Below are 17,992 nucleotides of genomic sequence, written 5' to 3'. Positions count from 1 at the left end.
CGCGCTCCGCCGCCCGGACGACGCCGCGCCCCTCGCGTACCGGCGCTCGTCCACGCGGAGCCCGCGCGGTACCGCCCCGAGCACGCCGCCGGTTGTGGGCCGTTTGTCGAATTCCACTGCTCTCCCGTCCCCCGAACGCCTTCTTCAGCGGGCCGAGCCGCCGGTGAGGGCGGAGGCGTACCGTGTTCGAAGCTCGCGCTTGAGGACCTTGCCGGTCGGGCCGGTCGGGTAGTCGCTCTCGCTCTCGGCGATGAACACCGCGGCCAGAGAACGCAGTTCAGCGGCCTCAAGCTGCCGGTTGGCCACGTCGAGGATCTCCTTGGGGTCGCTCAGCGGGCTGTTGGTCTGCGGCCTGATGACGGCGACCGGCAGGTGCCCGTCGCCCGACGGTCCGGGCACCGCGACCACCGCGCAGTCCTGGACCAGCTCGGCACAGTCGGCGATCAGCACCTCCTCAACAGGCAGGCTGTACACGGGCCCGTCGGCGGTGTGGATGACGTCGGCCGTCCGGTCCAGGTGGTAGAAGCGGCCGTCGGGCTTGCGCAGCGCCACGTCGCCGGTCAGCCAGTAGCCGGCCAGCTCGAAGCTCTTGGTGAGAGCGGGGTCGTTCCAGTAGCCCGGGGTGCGGGTCGGCGTCTTCACCGCCAGGTAGCCCACCGTCCCGTCCGGCACCTCGTTGCCCTCGTCGTCCAGGACCGCGGCCTTCTCCACCACTTCGACGGGCAGCCCGACACAGCGGTCGTCGCGTTCCGACTCCGGGGTGGTGACCTGGCCGAACAGCGCCATGCCCATCTCGGACGAGCCGAGGCCGTCGATGAACCGGGAGCCGGGCAGGGCCCCGGTCCCGGCCTCGCCCTTCGGCAGCAGCCACGGCTGGATCAGCCCGACCGGCCGCTCACCGAGGCCGACCAGGCGTCGGATGTGCCCGTAGTGCGCCCCGTCCCCGGTGTTGAACCAGGTGTGCACCTTCGCGGCCGCCTTCACCGGCAGCCCACCGGTGGCCAGTTGGACGAAGGTGCGCGGGAAGGAGGCGACCATGGTCGGCTGGAACGCCTCCATCACCGGCTCCACGGCGCTGCGCCGCCAGTCGCCCATGGTCAGGGTGGGCAGGCCGAGCAGGATCGTGGTCAGTAGATAGCTGAGGCCACCGGCATGGGTGTGCGGCATCAGGGACAGCAGCCGGTCGCCCGGTTCCGCGGGGAAGCGGACCATCCGGGTCTCCTTGCCGACCCAGAACTGATGGTGTGCCACCTGCGTGGACTTGGGGGTGCCGGTGGTGCCCGAGGAGTGGATGAGCGCGACCACCTCGTCGGCGGTGTGGCGGTACGGGTACTGCTCGGGCAGCGCGCCGGACTCCGGGTCGTGGGCGCGGATCTCGGAACTGGGGACGATGAAGCGCGGGCGCTGTTGTCCCGGGCGGTAAGTGGCGCTGATCAACCGCGGGTCGTCCGCCACCACCCCCGCCACCCCGACGTGGTCGAGGTAGCGCCGGGCCGTCGTGACCGGCATCGCGTCGTTGACCAGCGTGGGGATGGCACCGAGCGCGGTGAGCGCCAGGAAGTGCAGGATCGGCTGGAGCCCTTCGGCGATGTACAACGCCACCGGCTCGCCGGGCCGGACGCCGTTGGACCAGTACCAGCGGGCGTACTGGTCGCGGATCTCCGCCAGTTCGCGCAGGCTGTAGCCGCGCAGCGCGACATGGCCGCGCTCGTCGAGACGATGGTCGTAGACCAGAGGCGCGTCGAGGTTGGGGTTGTGCCTCAGGGCGTACTGAAGGAAGTTGCCGGCACCGAGGCCCGGTTCGGTCATGAACTTCTCGCGTACGGGCAACGGTGCGATGGGACTGTTGTCGGTCACGCTGTCTCCCCCTGGGTGATGGTGACGGAAGGGGTGGCCGCGTCCCCGGACTTCTCCGCAAGCCGGCCGTGCCGGCGCCACCACTCCTGTCCTTCCGGCTTGAGCGTCTGGATGGGGTCGTAGTACTCGTGGGTCTTCGCGAGCGCGTACGGGTCGTCGCGCTCGATCGAGGTGAGGTAGTTCTTCGTCCAGTACGAGAGGCCGCGCACGCGGTCGTAGTGGTCGACCTGGTGGACCCAGCGCTTGCCGACGAAGGGCACGTCGCACACCAGACGCGGCGTCGCGAAGCCGGGCAGGTATCCCATGATCGCCTGCTGGAGTTCCTGGGCCTCGCCCAGCGAGACGCGCCAGTGCTCGGCGTTCGGGATCATGTCGCAGAGGTAGAAGTAGTACGGGATGATCCCGGCGCCGTCGAGCAGCGCGAAGCACAGGTCGAGCAGTTGGTGCGGGGTGTCGTTCACTCCGCGCATCAGCACGCCCTGGTTGCGGACGTCGCGCACACCCAGGTCGAACAGCGTGCGGGCCGCATCGGCGTTGAGCTGGGTGACCTGCTGGGCGGCATTGACGTGGGTGTGCACGGCCAGGCTCACCTCCCGCTTCCGCGCGGTCTCGGCGAGGCCGCCCACGGTGCGGCGCGCCTCGTCGGAGAGCCAGTGCTGCGGAAGGTCCATCAACGCCTTCGAGGCCAGCCGGACATCCCGTATGTGGTCCAGTTCGAAAAGCGCCGAGACGAAGGACTTCAGGCGCGGCCAGGGGACGTTGGCCACGTCCCCGCCGGAGACCACGACATCGCGCACCGTGGTGGTACGGCGAAGGTAGTCGAGCATCGCCTCGTAGCGGTCCGGCTGTTTCGCCGAGAACTTGACCTTCGAGACCTGCGGAGTGGAATTGCCGACCAGGTCCATGCGGGTGCAGTGTCCGCAGTACTGGGGGCAGGTGGACACCAATTCGGCGAGCACCTTGGTCGGGTAACGATGAGTCAGGCCCTCCGCGGCCCACATCTCGGCCTCATGGAGCGAGTCCCGGGAGGCATACGGATGGGACGGCCACTCGGCGTCGCGGTCGGAGAAGACCGGCAACATGTGGCGGCGTACCGGGTCGGCATACATGGCCTCGGTGGTCGGCACGGTGTCCGGCACCATCATGCTCAGCACATAGGGCGGCAGGAGCAGGGACATCGTGGCCCGCTCCGCCTGATCCCGCTCCAGATCGTGGTAGAAGCTCTCGGAGAGCAGGTCGCCGTAGACCGCCTTCAGTTGCCGCACGTTCTTGACGCAGTGCACGCGCTGCCACTGCGGGTCACGCCATTGCTGTGGGGTTGTCCGGCGCCATCCGGGTATTCGGTGCCAGTCGGGTTCGGTCAATTCCTTGCGTTGATACGCATAGGGCTGGTGAGGCATGCTTCCCCCGTGGGAATAAGGGTGGAGAGCCCAAACGGGGGAGCCGCGAATTTCGCCCAGGCAGAACAGAACGCCTCGGAACGCCTCCCCCGTGTATCAGGCGTGTTTCCTGCCGCTCACCAGGATCCTCACTCAGGCTCATGACGTGAACAAGCACGATGTCCGCATCGTGTGATGCCCCTGGAGCATCGTCACAGGTGAGAGATGGTGCTGCCGTGTGGTGGTTCATCGCCCGTTCGTCTTCGCCGGGCTGGAAGAGGTCGTTCGGCCGCGCGGGAGGCGGGTGTCGTGTTCCGATCGACTGGGTAGCGCTCGCTGACGACGTGGATCGGTCATCTACGGTTTCGCCATGACGACTTCGGAACCCCGGCTCGATCTCCGGCCACCCGGCCTGAACGCCGACGAGAAGACCACGCTGCTGACCTTTCTGGACTACCTGCGCGAGTCCGTCCTCGCGAAGGCGGAGGGCGTCCCGGAGCCGACGGTCCGCACGGCCGGCGTCCCTTCCGGGACCAGCCTGCTCCAACTGCTCAAGCATCTGACGGCCGTCGAGCTCAACTGGTTCGTCTGGGCCTATGCCGGCGCCGACCGCCAGACCTGGGAGGACGAGGCCGCGGTCTGCGCCGACGACACCGCCTCGGGGTTGGCCGACGCCTATCGCGAGGCGATCGCCCGAGCCAACGAGGTCGCTCTCGCCTGCACCGACCTGGACCGCCCCGGCGCCCGCTCGCTGCGCGAGACCCCGCCGCCGTCGATGCGCTGGGTGCTGGTCCACATGATCGAGGAGACCGCCCGGCACGCGGGGCACGCGGACATCCTGCGCGAGCAGATCGACGGCTCGATCGGGCGATGACGCGGGTGTGGGTGAGCGGGGCGCGATCGCACCGGCCAACCGGTCCCGCGATCGCCGACCGCGTACCGGCCCATCACCAGAGCCGCGCCGTGGCCAGCGGCCGTCCCCGCACCCACAGGACCTGTCCCGCCGCGCCTTCGGGACCGTGGAGTCGCAGGCGCGTCACCGACCACCCGCGTCATCGGGTTCGACCACTCGGAAGCGTTGCGCGACGACGAGAGTGTCGCCGTCAATGACTGGGGTGCGTCGCAGGTACCCGCTCACGCCCTCGCTCCGGAAGAACTCCTCGTGGGCTGCGCGCCACTCGGCCACGCCGGAGTAGCCGCGTCCCTCGGCTCGCGCGAAGTCGTCGTCGATCTCCTTCATGGGAACGACGCGTACGTCGACGAGCTCGATGGTGACAGCCGGACGGCCGTCGGAGTCGAGCACGGCGAACCGCTGACCGGCCACCGGTACTGCCTCTTCGGCGTGCTCGTAGCTCTCCAGGAGGCCCGTGAGCGCGGTCTTCCGGCCGCTCAGGATCGCCGCCACGCCACGGTCACGTTCTGGACCCGGGAAGGCGAGTTCGAGGGTCGCAAGGCCGTCGTCATGTCCCATCGGGCGAGGGTACGAACCGCGGCCGCACCGATCAAGGTCACGCCGCGCTCGCTCCCGAACCCACCGCAAGCACGTGCGTGAGCACAGAGCCCGATCGGACCTCCGTCCCTTTCTTCAGGGTCCGAGGCGGTCCGAGCGCTGTGCGATCGGCGGCCGACGCCTTCTCACCCAGAGCAACAGGACCACCGAGCACACCGCCGCGAGCGCGCACCACGTCGAGACGTACTCCTGCCGCTACAGCACGGAGGACACCGCCGCCCCGACGCCGACCAGGACACCGAACACAACGAGGCCCCGGTCGCCGGACAGGAGCAGGGAGGGGCGGGCCCGGTGCCGACACTGCCACGCCGGATTCACCACATGACATTGAACGGGTCCGTGTCATGGAACGGGTCCGCCTCCACCCCGGCCTGTTGCCTGTCAACTTGCCCGATCGTGCCCGAGCGGCCGGCGGGATGGTCAGAATGGGGAGATGGCGAGGCGAGGCGAGCTGGAGCAGGGCATACAAGGACTCTCCGACGAAGCGGCTGTGCGCGCGCTCATGGCCGTGGCGGAGGAGCGCGGCGTGCTCACCGAGGCCAGTGAACTTGCCTCCAGAGCGGCCGAGTTGGCGGCCGGAGTGGATGCCGCGGACCTGGAGGCCTATCTGCCCGATGGAGCACAACTGACCGTATCCGAGGGCGAGTTGGCGCGTGCCGTGCTGGAGTACGCCGCTCGGAGCGATGACCTGGCCGGTACGGTCGGCGAGGCTGTGGCGTACGCACGATCGCCGATGGACCGCTTCGATCCCGTCGGCCTCCCGGTCACCGCGCTCGTCATCGCGATCCTCCAGACCGAGGTCATCGTGAAGCGGGACCGGCACGGCAAGTGGAGCCTCACCATCCATAAGCGGGCCCTGCGGAACTCGACTCTCGGAAAGGTGCTGACGGGCCTGCTCTCACGGATCACCGGCGGTGAGTAACCGTCGGCCCAAGGGCGGAGCGACGACGTGACGATCTCGGTGCGGGCGGCCTACACGTGGGACTGCGAGCGATGCGGCCAGGAGCGGCACGCTCCGGTCTGGCGCATCGTCGACGCCCGTGAACGCGCTGACGTTCTGGTGGCGCCCGACCCTGGCGTGTCCTGGCTGGACTGCCCCATCTGCGGGACGAGGGAGCACATCGAGGCGCCGCTCCTGGTCCTGCGCCCCGGTGCGGTGGCCCCGATGCTGCTCGCCGTCTCCGTCGCGGAACTCCAGGGCGGCGCGCCGCCGTCAGCGCCCCCGCTGCTGGAGGAGGCCGAGCGAGCCGGGGCCTTCCGGGGCGGGGGCTTCTTCGGACAGGTGATCCCGCTGCCCCGTCGGCTGCTTCCGTTCGCGCTGACCCGGGACGTCGAGCGCGACCTGACGGACCCCGAGGAGGCGTGCCGCCAGTTACGGCCCGAAGGTGCGCCGACCGTCGCCAACTACCGGATCTTCCTGGAGCACTTGACGGAAGACACCGACCACGCCGCGGTGAGGTCCCTGCTGCGCCTGGTGACGACGACCGCCCCGGACCAACTCGCGCAACTCGTCGTGGTGTACCCGCAGTTGACCGGCGACACCCGAGTGCGCGACGCAGGGCGCGAGGAGTTGCGGGCCGCCGAGGGAGCCCCGCTCGAAGCCGTGCTGCGCATGCGCCAACGGCTCCTGGACGAGCTGTGCGACGGCCGGACGCCCCAAGAAGCGGCGATACGGAACTACTTCGAGTCGCTGAACAGCTTTGGCGCAGGCCTGCGGGAACGGCTGTACGCGATGTACCGCGAGGCCCGGAGTGTCAGCGGGCCCGCGGGTATCCCGCTCGTCCGCGACGCGTTGACCCTCGCCGCCCAAATCGGCGAGGAGCGGATCGAGACCGAACTCGCCGCGCGGCTCGGCAGGCTGCTCGTGGACGCGGTGCGCGCCGGACTCGACGCGGACCTGTCCGAGGCGCTGCGGGTGCTCGAACTCGCGTTGGGCCGACTGCCCGAAGGCAGTCTGCGGTGGGCGGAGGTGGCGGGCAACCTCGCCGCCGCACACCACGAACGCGATGACGGCGACCGGATGGAGATCTGGGCTACCGCCTGTGACCTGCTGTCCCGGGCGGCCGCGCTGGACCGCCGGGAACACCCCGAGATCTGGGCACGGATCCAGACCAACTACGGGCTGCTGCTGGCGGAGCGTCCCGGTGGCGGCCCCGAGGACCTCGCTCTCGGCATCGCCCGCATCAAGGCCGGTCTTGAGGAGCGAAGCCCGGAACGCGACAGGGTGAACTGGGCGTACTCCATGCTCAACCTCGGCCTGCTCCTCCAATGCCTCCACCGAGGTGCCGGGTCGGATCATCGCTCGCAAGCCGAAGAGTGCTACCGACAGGCCCTGGGGCATCTCGACGCCGACGACGATCCCGCGCTCTGGTCGCAACTGCAGTGCAATCTCGCCGATGTCCTGCTGGCCCGCGATCCCGCGGACGTCCGCGGCGCCATCCGGGCGGCGACCTCGGCGCTCGACCTGCGCGCGGCACGCTCCTACACCTTCGACACGGCACGCCTCACGTGGGTGCTGGCCCGCGCCACCGCCCGGCTGGAAGGGCCCGACAGCGTCGCGAGCCGCCGGCTGTACGGAGCGGCGCTGGCCGCCGCACCGCCCGAGGTCTCACCATCGCTGCACATCAGCATGGCCCGGGAGTTGCTGCACACCCATGCGTCGTCGGAGCGCTGGATCGAGGCCGCGGACGTGGCGACGGACATGCTGACCGCGGTGAACGCGCTCTTCGACGCCCAGGTCACCGCCGCCGGCCGTCGAAGCGTGCTCGTACAGCTGGACCGCCTCGCCCGCTGGGCCGCCTACCTGCTCGCCCGAGCGGGCCGTCCGGAACGCGCCGTGGAGGCGATCGAACGGGGACTGGCCTGCGAGCTCTCGGTCGTGACCGGGCGAGGAGCGGTGGATCTGGCAGAGCTTGAGCGAATCGACCCTGCCACGGCCCGCCGCTACCGCCGGGCGCATGCCCGCTACCGGTCCTCCGTCGCGCAACCGCCCTCGGCGAGGTCCGACGGGCCCGCCCACGTGACGGATCAACAAGCGGCCTCCGAACGGGAGTTGCGTTCCGTGGTTGAGGAGATCCGGGCGATTCCGGGCTTCGAACGCTTCCTGCGCACGGCCGAGATCGCGGACATCTTCCGGGCCTGCGGTGGGATGCCGCTCGCCTACCTGGTGACCGCGCCATGGGGCGGCTACGTCCTCACTCTGCCCGGCACGTCGATCGCCTCCGGGGAAGCCGGGACGGAGGACGCGATGCCACGGGTACTGGCCGTCCCCGTCCCCGCGGTGAGCAGCATCACCGTCCTGGGCCTCCTCGTCATGGAGACGGGTGACGGAGAGGAGGAACCGGGCCGCGCGGGCCTCCTCCTCGTCCAGGCGGCGGGGGCACTTCGCCGCCGGCGCGAGCTTCCCGTCGTCATGCGGCGCCTGAGCGTTCTCGAACCGCTCCTGCGCCCCGTCGCGACTCTCCTCACGGGCAGCCCCGGGCGCGCGGCGGTCGTCGTCCCTACCGGCCTTCTGGGCATGGTTCCCCTCCACGCCGTGCCGACCGGCTCGGCGTCGGACGAAGTGGTCGACGACATCGGCACCTTGACGGTCGTCCCGTCCGCGGCGGCCTACGCGGCGTCCCGCACCAGAGCCGGGCGGCCCTCGGAAACAGTGCCGCGCCTGGTCGCGATCACCGACCCCGACGGTTCGCTCCCCGGCAGTCGAAGCGAACTCGCCGAGATCCAAACGCTGTTCGGGCACGGCGGCGAGTCCAGCTGTGCGGTGGGGCCCGACGCCACGGTGGAGTGGCTGCTCGACCACCTCGCCGAGGCGTCCCACCTCCACCTGAGCTGCCACGGCAGCGCCGACATCGGCAGGGGCGGCTCGCTGGCGCTCGCGGACGGCCGCCTGGACATGGACACCCTCGTACGGCATCAACTGCCCCTGTGCAGAATGGCGGTGGCCAGCGCCTGCCAATCCGGCCACTACGCCGTCGTCAGCAATCCCGACCAGTTCCTCGGGCTGCCGGCCGGCTTCCTCCAGGCGGGCGCCGCCTGCGTGGTGACCAGCTTGTGGCCGGTGAACGACGCGGTGACCGCGCTGCTGATGACCCGCTTGTACGAAGTGCTCGACCACACCCACGACCCGGTGGCGGCACTGCGGCAAACACGCAGGTGGCTGCGCCGCCTCACGGGGGAGGACCTCGCGCGGTACACGGCCGCGCACCGGCATCTGGCGGCCCTCACCGAGCGGTACGCTCTTCAGCCGGCGCCGACGGACGAGCGTCCTTTCGCCTCTCCCGTCCACTGGGGCGCGTTCACCGTGTGGGGAGCGTGAGCCGCGGCCTCGGTGCGCGTTCAGCCCGTGTCCACCGGGCCGTGCGAGTCGAGCCGGTAGTCGCTGACGGGGCTGATGGGTGACTGCGGGGAGCGGACCTGCATGGCCGTGTAGCTCCCCTCGACCAGACCGGTGAGGTACACCGTGGCAGGGAAGCGCAATTCCCTGCCGGTCGCGCAGCTGGGGACACAGGACACCTGGTACCTCACCCCCGTGGCGTAAGCGGTGGGCGTTCCCCAGTCCGTCCAGGTCAGTTCCTTGAGCGTGTCCTCCCCGTCGCCGCAGGCGATCAGCAGGGACGAGGGCTCGTCCAGGGGCAGGCCGCCGCAGCTGAAGATCGTGGCCGGCTGCCTGCTCGGTTCGGTGTCCTGGGGCGTCGGGGCTTGGGAGGAGGGCTCGGTGGCGGTGGACGGTTCGGGATCGGAGGTGGCCGGGTCCTCGGTCGATCTGTCGAGTGTGGTGCCGACCGGGTCTTCACTCGCTTCCTGAACCGTCGCGTCGGTCTGGGTGGGGTCGGCGGTGGTGGACGTGCCGCCGCCGTGCCCGGCTGTCACGGCGAGGACGGCTGCGGTGATCACCATGCAGACGGCGATGACCGCGGCGATGACGGCGCCGGTACGCGTTGACGTGGGCGATGAGACCGGGCCAGCCGGTGGGACGGGATCCGCGGGGAGTTGCTCGACGGAGACCGCCGACTCGTCCTCCTGGACGCTCGCCTGTTCCTCCAACTCGCCCTTGAGCCGCTCGATTTCGGCCTGCTGTGCCGCGATGAGTTCGTGCACCTCGGTCGGCCAGGACCGCGCCGCGGGCGTGAGACGGCCGATGGCTTCCAGCAACTGGGCCGGACTGGGCCGCGCGCCCGGGTCCTTGGCCAGGCATTGGGCGACGATGGGCCGGATCCTCGCCGGGAGCACGCTGAGATCCGGCTCTTTGTGCACCACGTTGTACAAGGTCTGCGGCGTGCCGGGACCGGCGAACGGACACCTGCCGGTGCACGCCATGACCAGCACGGTCCCCAGCGAGAACACATCGCTGGCGGTGTCCGGCGACAACCCTTCGGCCTGCTCCGGGGACATGAAACCGGGGGACCCGACCAGCCAGCCCGAGTGGGTGAGCTCGCTGCCGCCTTCGCTGTCGGTCGCTCGGGCGATCCCGAAGTCGATGACCCGGGGGCCGTCGTCGGAGAGCAGGACGTTGGACGGCTTCAGATCCCGGTGCACCAGGCCCGCCCGATGGATGTCGACCAGGGCGCGGGCCAGCCCCGCCCCCAGCCGCAGGACCGCTTCCTCCGGTAGTACGCCGAGGGCGTCCACGGCCTGTTGCAGTGAGGGGCCGGGCACGAACTCCGATGTCAGCCACGGTTCGGCCGCGTCCGAGTCGGCGTCGATGACCGCGGAGGTGTGAGCGCCGGAAACCTTGCGGGAGGCTTCCACCTCACGGCGAAACCGGGCCCGGAAACCGTCGTCCTCCACGAACTGCGTACGCACCTGCTTCAGCGCCACCAACTGTCCGTCGGGAGCGCTGCTCAACAGAACCCGGCCCATTCCGCCCCGGCCCAGCTCCGCGATCGTGCGATACCGCCCGACTGCCGCCGGGTCGGCCGTCGTTAATCGTTCCATCGTGCTCCCCCGAATCAGACGCGTCGCCCAACGAACCAGGTGAACCATCGAAGAAACGAGTCTGAGCGCCTTACGTGTCCCGTACAAGACGGCGCGGCCCTTTCCGGCGGCCGTGTCGACCGGCCGGGAAAGCCGGACTCGGCGAAGAGGAGGCGGCGGGTCCCGCGCCGGAAAACCACGTGCCCCGCGCTCGTCCCGCTCCCTAGACTCACCCTGCGACGCGCTGCCGACGAGCGAGCGGCGTGCGCCTCAAGTCGAGCCAAGAGAAGGGGAGTTGGGCCATGCGTACGCACCGCAGCGCGGCCCCCGCTTCCCCGTCCCGGTACGACGTGATTTTGGTGTCTGGTGGCGCGCGGTGCCGGCTGCGCGGCCGCCACCGTATGCCCGTGACGCATCTGTAGTCCTTCACCAGCTCCCGCTGATCGCCCGCTCCCGCGGAAAAGCTCCACCCCTCAAGGGAACAGGGGCGTCGGCGTGCGGAGAAGAGGGACCCCCGCGTTCGGGAATCGCGCTGACCTTCTCCTCCGTATCCGAAAGGCCTCGGGCCATGCGCGCCATCAGGCAACCCCACGCCGTCACCACACCCACCGCGGTCCGCAACCTCGGCATCCTCGCCCACGTGGACGCGGGCAAGACCACGCTCACCGAGCGGATCCTGTTCGCGACCGGCACCGTACACAAGCGCGGCGAGGTCCACGACGGTACGACCGTCACCGACTTCGACCCTCAGGAACGCGACCGCGGCATCACGATCTTCGCCGCGGCCGTCAGCTGCGCCTGGAGCGGACATCGCGTCAACCTGATCGACACACCGGGCCACGTCGACTTCGCGGATGAGGTCGAGCGCTCCCTGCGAGTGCTGGACGGGGCGGTCGCCGTGTTCGACGCGGTCGCCGGAGTGGAGCCGCAGAGCGAGTCGGTGTGGCGGCAGGCCGACCGCCACGGGGTGCCGCGGATCGCGTTCGTCAACAAACTGGACCGGGCCGGCGCCGACCTCGACGCGGCCGTCGCCTCGATCCGGGAGCGGCTGGGAGCCCTGCCGCTCGTGGTCCAGCTGCCCATCGGACGGGAAGAGGGCTTCACCGGCGTCGTCGACCTGCTCGCGATGCGCTCGCTGCTCTGGCACCCCGACTCCGACACGTACGAGCGGGGGCCGGTGCCCGAGTCGCTGCGTCAGGAGGCGGACCGGCGCCGGCGGGCGCTCGAAGAGGCGGTGGCGGCACTGCACGCCGACGCGCTGGACGAGTTCTGCGCGACATCGGCCCTGACCGAGCGGACCCTGGTCCGCGCTCTGCGGGAGCTGACGCTCAGCGGGGACGCCGTGGTGGTGCTGTGCGGATCGGCGTACCGCAACCGGGGCATCGAGCCGCTCCTGGACGCGGTGGTGGCGTATCTGCCGTCGCCCGCCGACATGCCGGCGGTGCGCGGGACGACGGACGGCGCGGAGCAGGAGCGCGCCCCCGATCCGGCGGAGCCGTTCGCCGCGCTCGCCTTCAAGGTGTCGGTCACGGCGAGCGGGCGCCTCACCTATGTGCGGGTCTACTCGGGCACCCTGCGCAAGGGCGACCGGGTACGCGATCCGGCCACGGGCCGCACCGAGCGGGTCGGCCGGATCGTGCGGGTGCAGGCCGATCGCCACGAGGAACAGGAGGAGGCGGTGGCCGGGGACATCGTTGCCGTGGTCGGGCTGAAGGGTGCCCGCGCGGGTACGACGCTGTGCGCGCCGGAGGCGCCGGTGGTCCTGGAACCCCCGTCGGTGGCCGAGCCGGTGGTGTCGGTGGCGGTCGAGGCCCGCCGCGCCACCGACACCGGGCGGCTCTCGGCGGCGCTGGCGCGGCTGGTCGAGGAGGACCCGTCGTTGGTGGTGCGGTCCGACGCGGAGACCGGCCAGACCGTTCTGTCGGGGATGGGCGAGCTCCACCTGGAGGTCGCGGTGGAGAAGATCCGCCGCGGTCACGGGGTGGAGGTCGCCGTCGGCCGCCCGCAGGTCTCCTACCGGGAGACCGTCGTCACGGGCGTGACCGGGCTGATCCACCGGCATGTCAAACAGGACGGCGGCGCCGGGCAGTTCGCCCATGTGGTCCTCGATGTCGAGCCGCTGGACGAGCCGGGCTTCGAGTTCCGCTCGACGGTCGTCGGCGGTCGTGTCCCCCAGGAGTACGCGCGTGCCGTGGAGGCGGGGTGCCGTGACGCGCTGGAGGAGGGCCCGCTCGGCGGCTACCCGGTGACCGGTCTGCGCGTCACGCTCACCGACGGGGCGACCCACTCCAAGGACTCATCGGAGTTGGCGTTCCGCACGGCGGGCCGGTTCGCGCTCCGCGAGGCGCTGCGGGCGAGCACGATGGCGCTGCTCGAACCGGTCGTCGAGGTCACGGCGACCGTACCGGAGGAGGGAGTTGGGGGAGTGCTCGGCGATCTCGCGGCCCGCCGCGGCCGGGTCTCGGGGTCCACGGCGCACGCCGGGACCGCGGTGATCACGGCGGCCGTTCCGCTGGCCGAGTTCTTCGGGTACGCGTCCCGGCTGCGCGGCCGCACCCAGGGCCGTGGCACCTTCACGACCCGCCCGGCGCCGCTGGCCCCGGTACCGCCGGCGGCGGCTGACGCGTTGCTGGGCCGGTAGCCGCCGGGGTGCCCGGCCTGCCCCGCCCCTGCCGAGGGGGCGGGGCAGGGGCGGGCGCCACCTCTGCGTCACGATCCGGTCTCGCTCCTGCGGCCAGGTCTTGCCTATCGCCGTGTAATCGATTCCAATGCCTGCGTGTAATCGATTCCACGTGCCGGTCCGGCCCGCGGGAATCGGCGTTCGAGGTTCCACGAGGAGGTGGTCCGGTGATGGCGGGCATCAAGGATGTCGCGGCCGAGGCGGGGGTGTCCGTCGCCACGGTGTCGCGGGTGCTCAACGGTCATCCGTCGGTCAGCGCGGCGGCGCGCGCCCGGGTGCTGGCGGCCGTCGAGGCGCTCGGCTACCGCCCCAACGCCGTGGCCCGCTCGCTGCGCACGGACCAGACGCGCACGCTGGGCCTGGTCATCAGCGATGTGATGAACCCGTACTTCACCGAACTCGCGCGCTCCGTGGAGGAAGCGGCCCGTGCGCTCGGCTACAGCGTCATCATCGGCAACGCCGACGAACGGCCCGAACTCCAGGACCACCATGTGCGCACGCTGCTCGACCGCCGGATCGACGGGCTGCTCGTCTCGCCCACCGACGGAGGCTCGCCGCTCATGCTGGAGGCCGCGCGCGGCGGCACCCCCATGGTCTTCGTCGACCGGTGGATCCCCGGCATCGACGTACCCGTGGTGCGCGCCGACGGACGGGCCGCCATCGGTGACCTGGTCGCCCATCTGCACCAGCTCGGCCGCCGCCGGCTCGCCATCATCGCGGGCCCGGCGGCCACCACGACCGGCAGCGAGCGCGTCGAGGCGTTCCGCGCGGCGCTCGCCGCGTACGGAATCGGGCTCCCCGGCCACTACGTGGGCCAGGGCGACTTCCAGGCGGACAGCGGACGCCGGGCCACCGAACGGTTCCTGGCCCTGCCCGAGCCGCCCGACGCCGTGTTCGCCGCCGACAACCTGATGACGCTCGGCGCGATGGACGCCCTGCGCGCCCGTGGCCTGCGCATCGGGCAGGACATCGCGCTCGCCGCCTTCGACGACATCCCGTGGTTCGTGCACACCGACCCGCCCGTCACCGCCATCGCCCAGCCCACCGGCGAACTCGGCCGGGCCGCCGTGCACGCGCTCGCCGACCTCATCGAGGGCAGGCGCCCCGAGTCCGTCACCCTGGCCGCCCAACTCGTCGTGCGCAGTTCCTGCGGCGAGGACGCGCCCGACCCGAGGAGCAACAGGTGAGCGCCGCCGAGGAGTTGCTGCGCGTCGAAGGCATCCGCAAGTCCTTCCCCGGAGTGGTCGCCCTCGACGGCGTCGACTTCGATCTGCGCCGCGGCGAAGTGCACGTCCTGCTCGGCGAGAACGGCGCGGGCAAGAGCACGCTCATCAAGGTGCTCTCCGGCGCCCACCGGCCGGACGGCGGCCGGATCCTGGCCGCGGGGCGCGAGGTGCGCATCCACGGCGCGCAGGACGCCGAACGCCTGGGAATCGCCACGATCCACCAGGAGTTCAACCTGGTGCCCGAGCTGACGGTCGCCGAGAACATCTTCCTCGGCCGCCAGCCCCGGCGGTTCGGGATGATCGACCGCCGGCGGATGGAGGCGGACGCGCAGGCCCTGCTCCAGCGGGTCGGTCTCGACGTCTCACCGCGGGTCAAGGTGCGCGAACTCGGCATCGCGCGGCTCCAGATGGTGGAGATAGCCAAGGCGCTCAGCCTGGACGCGCGGGTACTGATCATGGACGAGCCGACCGCCGTGCTCACCTCCGAGGAGGTCGACAGGCTCTTCCGGATCGTGCGCGACCTGCGGGACGACGGGGTGGGTACCGTCTTCATCACCCACCACCTCGAAGAGATCGCGGCGCTCGGTGACCGGGTCACCGTGCTGCGCGACGGCCGCAGCGTCGGCCAGGTGCCCGCCGCCACCCCCGAGGACGAGCTCGTACGGTTGATGGTGGGCCGAAGCATCGAGCAGCAGTACCCGCGCGAACGGCCCGATCCCGGGCGGCCGTTGCTCAGCGTGCGCGGGCTGACCCGGCACGGTGCCTTCCACGACGTCAGCTTCGAGGTGCGGGCCGGTGAGGTGGTCGGCCTGGCCGGGCTCGTCGGCGCGGGCCGCACCGAGGTCGCCCGCGCGGTGTTCGGCGCCGACCCCTACGACGCGGGCACCGTCGACGTGCGGGGCGAGAGTGTGGCCAGGGGCGATGTGAACGCCGCCATGGGGGCCGGGGTCGGGCTCGTGCCCGAGGACCGCAAGGGGCAGGGCCTGGTTCTCGACGCCTCCGTGCAGGAGAACCTCGGTCTGGTCACCCTGCGCTCCGCCACCCGTGCGGGCCTCGTGGACCTGAAGGGGCAGCGCGCGGACGCCACCCGCGTCGCCGGGCAGCTCGGCGTCCGCATGGCCGGACTCGACCAGCGGGTCCGCACCCTGTCCGGCGGCAACCAGCAGAAGGTCGTCATCGGCAAGTGGCTGCTCGCCGACACCCAGGTCCTGATCCTCGACGAGCCGACCCGCGGCATCGACGTCGGCGCCAAGGTCGAGATCTACCAGCTCATCAACGAGCTGACGGCCTCCGGCCGCGCGGTCCTGATGATCTCCAGCGATCTGCCCGAAGTGCTCGGCATGAGCGACCGGGTCCTCGTGATGGCCCAGGGCCGCATCGTGGGAGAACTCCCCGCCCGCGTTGCCACTCAGGACGCCGTGATGGCGCTCGCCGTCGCCACACCGAACACAGAAGACGAAGCGGAGGGCTCCCGTGGCCACTGACACGCTCAACAACCGTACGGGCGCGAGCGGGGCCGCGGTCGTGCGCCGCCTGCTGCTCGACAACGGCGCGCTCAGCGCCCTGGTGGTCCTCGTCGTGGCGATGGCGCTGCTGTCCGGCGACTTCCTGACCACCCAGAACCTGCTGAACGTCGGCGTGCAGGCCGCGGTCACCGCGATCCTCGCGTTCGGCGTCACCTTCGTCATCGTCTCGGCGGGCATCGACCTGTCGGTGGGTTCGGTGGCCGCGCTCTCGGCGACCGTGCTCGCCTGGTCGGCGACGTCCGAGGGCGTCCCGGTCTGGCTCGCCGTCCTGATGGCTGTCGCCACCGGCGCCGCCTGCGGGCTCGTCAACGGCGTGCTCGTCTCGTACGGCAAACTGCCGCCGTTCATCGCGACGTTGGCCATGCTGTCGGTCGGCCGCGGCCTGTCCCTGGTGATCTCCCAGGGCAGCCCCATCGCCTTCCCCGACCCCGTATCCGTCCTCGGCGACACGCTCGGCGGCTGGCTGCCCGCGCCGGTCCTGGTGATGATCGCGGCGGGGCTCGTCACCGCGCTCGTGCTGTCCCGTACCTACCTCGGCCGCTCGATGTACGCGATCGGGGGCAACGAGGAGGCGGCCCGGCTCTCCGGGCTGCGGGTGAAGCGGCAGAAGCTCGCCATCTACGCCCTGTCGGGCCTTTTCGCCGCCGTCGCGGGCATCGTGCTCGCCGCCCGTCTGGTCTCCGCGCAGCCGCAGGCCGCGCAGGGGTACGAGCTCGACGCGATCGCCGCGGTCGTCATCGGCGGGGCCAGTCTGTCGGGCGGGGTCGGCAAGGCGTCCGGCACCCTGATCGGCGCGCTGATCCTGGCCGTGCTGCGCAACGGGCTCAACCTTCTTTCCGTGTCGGCGTTCTGGCAGCAGGTCGTCATCGGCGTCGTCATCGCGCTCGCCGTCCTCCTCGACACCCTGCGCCGCCGCGCCGGGGCCACCCCCGGAGCTCCCTCGGGTACGGCCGGGTCCCGGGGCGGCGGTCCCGGAGCGGTGAAACTCGCCGTCGCCGCGGTGTGCGTGGCGGCCGTCGTGGGCGGCGTGGCGCTCCTGAACCCCGGTTCCTCCAGTAGCACCACCAAGATGGGCCTCTCGCTCTCGACCCTCAACAACCCCTTCTTCGTGCAGATGAAGGAGGGCGCACAGGCGGAGGCCAAGGCCGAGGGCATCGACCTCACCGTCACGGACGCCCAGAACGACGCCTCCCAACAGGCCAACCAGATACAGAACTTCACCGGGACCGGCATGAAGTCGATCATCGTCAATCCGGTGGACTCGGACGCGGTGGGGCCCGCCGTGCGCGCCGCCGACAAGGCAGGCATCCCGGTGGTGGCCGCGGACCGGGGGGTCAACAAGGCCGACATCGCCACCCTGGTCGCCTCCGACAACGTGGCGGGCGGCAAGCTCGCCGCGCAGACCCTCGCCGAAAAGCTCGGAGGCAAGGGGAAGATCGCGGTCCTCCAGGGCACCGCCGGCACCTCCGCCAGCCGGGAGCGCGGCGCGGGCTTCGCCGAAGGCCTCAAGGCGTACCCGGGCATCGAGGTGGTCGCCCGCCAGCCCGCGGACTTCGACCGCACCAAGGGCCTGGACGTGATGACCAACCTCCTCCAGTCCCACCCCGACGTCACCGGTGTCTTCGCCGAGAACGACGAGATGGCGCTCGGCGCCGTCAAGGCACTCGGCGGCCGGGCGGGCAGCTCCGTCTCTGTCGTCGGATTCGACGGAACTCCCGATGGATTCAAGGCGGTTGAGGCCGGGACGCTCTACGCGTCGGTGGCCCAGCAGCCCAAGGAGCTCGGCCGGATGGCCGTGCAGAACGCGGTCCGGGCGGCCCGCGGCAAGAAGGCCGACAGCATGGTGAAGGTGCCGGTCAAGGTCGTCACCCGCAAGAACGTCGCCGCATTCTGACGAA

General features: G+C 71.0%; 11 protein-coding genes and 1 pseudogene. 7 read left to right on the top strand and 5 right to left on the bottom strand.

All coding sequences use genetic code 11. From position 1 onward, the window contains the following. Nucleotides 1–144: 144 nt before the first annotated feature. Nucleotides 145–1,857 (bottom strand): class I adenylate-forming enzyme family protein, encoded by a 1,713-nt coding sequence (locus OG522_RS06385; RefSeq protein ID WP_329461957.1) that lies wholly within the window; start codon nt 1,855–1,857, stop codon nt 145–147. Then, nucleotides 1,854–3,122 carry a KamA family radical SAM protein gene (locus tag OG522_RS06380; protein WP_329461956.1) on the bottom strand — a complete coding sequence of 423 codons (1,269 nt, stop codon included), beginning with the start codon at nt 3,120–3,122 and terminating at the stop codon, nt 1,854–1,856. The genes OG522_RS06385 and OG522_RS06380 overlap by 4 nt, the downstream gene beginning before the upstream one ends. A 484-nt stretch (nt 3,123–3,606) precedes the next feature. Between OG522_RS06380 and OG522_RS06375 the strand changes: the two genes are divergently transcribed. Continuing rightward, entirely contained in the window at nt 3,607–4,110 is a 504-nt protein-coding gene (locus OG522_RS06375; RefSeq protein WP_329461955.1) for a DinB family protein, read from the top strand. Between the two features lie 162 nt (nt 4,111–4,272). On the opposite strand, the gene OG522_RS06370 is transcribed toward OG522_RS06375, so the two are convergent. After that, nucleotides 4,273–4,707 (bottom strand): ASCH domain-containing protein, encoded by a 435-nt coding sequence (locus OG522_RS06370; protein WP_329461954.1) that lies wholly within the window; start codon nt 4,705–4,707, stop codon nt 4,273–4,275. 114 nt (nt 4,708–4,821) lie between these two features. Then, nucleotides 4,822–5,064: pseudogene (locus tag OG522_RS06365) on the bottom strand (DUF6629 family protein). Nucleotides 5,065–5,179: 115 nt separating this feature from the next. On the opposite strand from OG522_RS06365, the gene OG522_RS06360 reads away from it, so the two are divergent. Together OG522_RS06360 and OG522_RS06355 are read left to right on the top strand one after the other, a co-directional pair. Beyond that, on the top strand, nt 5,180–5,668 hold the full coding sequence (locus OG522_RS06360; RefSeq protein WP_329461953.1) for a hypothetical protein: 489 nt from the start codon (nt 5,180–5,182) through the stop codon (nt 5,666–5,668). Nucleotides 5,669–5,695: 27 nt separating this feature from the next. Continuing rightward, entirely contained in the window at nt 5,696–9,064 is a 3,369-nt protein-coding gene (locus tag OG522_RS06355; RefSeq protein ID WP_329461952.1) for a CHAT domain-containing protein, read from the top strand. A 20-nt stretch (nt 9,065–9,084) separates the two neighbouring features. Here the strand turns inward: OG522_RS06355 and OG522_RS06350 are convergent, their stop codons facing one another. Beyond that, nucleotides 9,085–10,683, bottom strand: a complete 1,599-nt coding sequence (locus OG522_RS06350) for a serine/threonine-protein kinase (protein ID WP_329461951.1) — start codon at nt 10,681–10,683, stop codon at nt 9,085–9,087. Between the two features lie 547 nt (nt 10,684–11,230). Here OG522_RS06350 and fusA point away from each other — a divergent pair. The 4 genes from fusA to OG522_RS06330 all read left to right on the top strand — a co-directional run bounded on the left by fusA (nt 11,231) and on the right by OG522_RS06330 (nt 17,988). Further along, the gene (gene fusA / locus OG522_RS06345; RefSeq protein WP_329461950.1) at nt 11,231–13,303 is read left to right on the top strand and encodes an elongation factor G; all 2,073 of its coding nucleotides are present in this window, start codon (nt 11,231–11,233) and stop codon (nt 13,301–13,303) included. A gap of 209 nt (nt 13,304–13,512) precedes the next feature. Beyond that, complete coding sequence (locus OG522_RS06340; protein ID WP_329461949.1) at nt 13,513–14,529, top strand: LacI family DNA-binding transcriptional regulator; 1,017 nt, start codon at nt 13,513–13,515, stop codon at nt 14,527–14,529. Then, nucleotides 14,526–16,052 (top strand): sugar ABC transporter ATP-binding protein, encoded by a 1,527-nt coding sequence (locus OG522_RS06335; protein ID WP_329461948.1) that lies wholly within the window; start codon nt 14,526–14,528, stop codon nt 16,050–16,052. Before OG522_RS06340 ends, OG522_RS06335 begins: the two co-directional genes overlap by 4 nt. Continuing rightward, on the top strand, nt 16,042–17,988 hold the full coding sequence (locus OG522_RS06330) for an ABC transporter permease/substrate-binding protein (protein ID WP_329461947.1): 1,947 nt from the start codon (nt 16,042–16,044) through the stop codon (nt 17,986–17,988). Before OG522_RS06335 ends, OG522_RS06330 begins: the two co-directional genes overlap by 11 nt. The last annotated feature ends 4 nt before the right edge of the window (nt 17,989–17,992 follow it).

This window comes from Streptomyces sp. NBC_01431 (genome assembly GCF_036231355.1).
Classification (GTDB): Bacteria; Actinomycetota; Actinomycetes; order Streptomycetales; family Streptomycetaceae; genus Streptomyces.
Note: the sequence above shows the minus strand (reverse complement) of the source record. Positions and strands in the feature narration are given on the sequence as shown.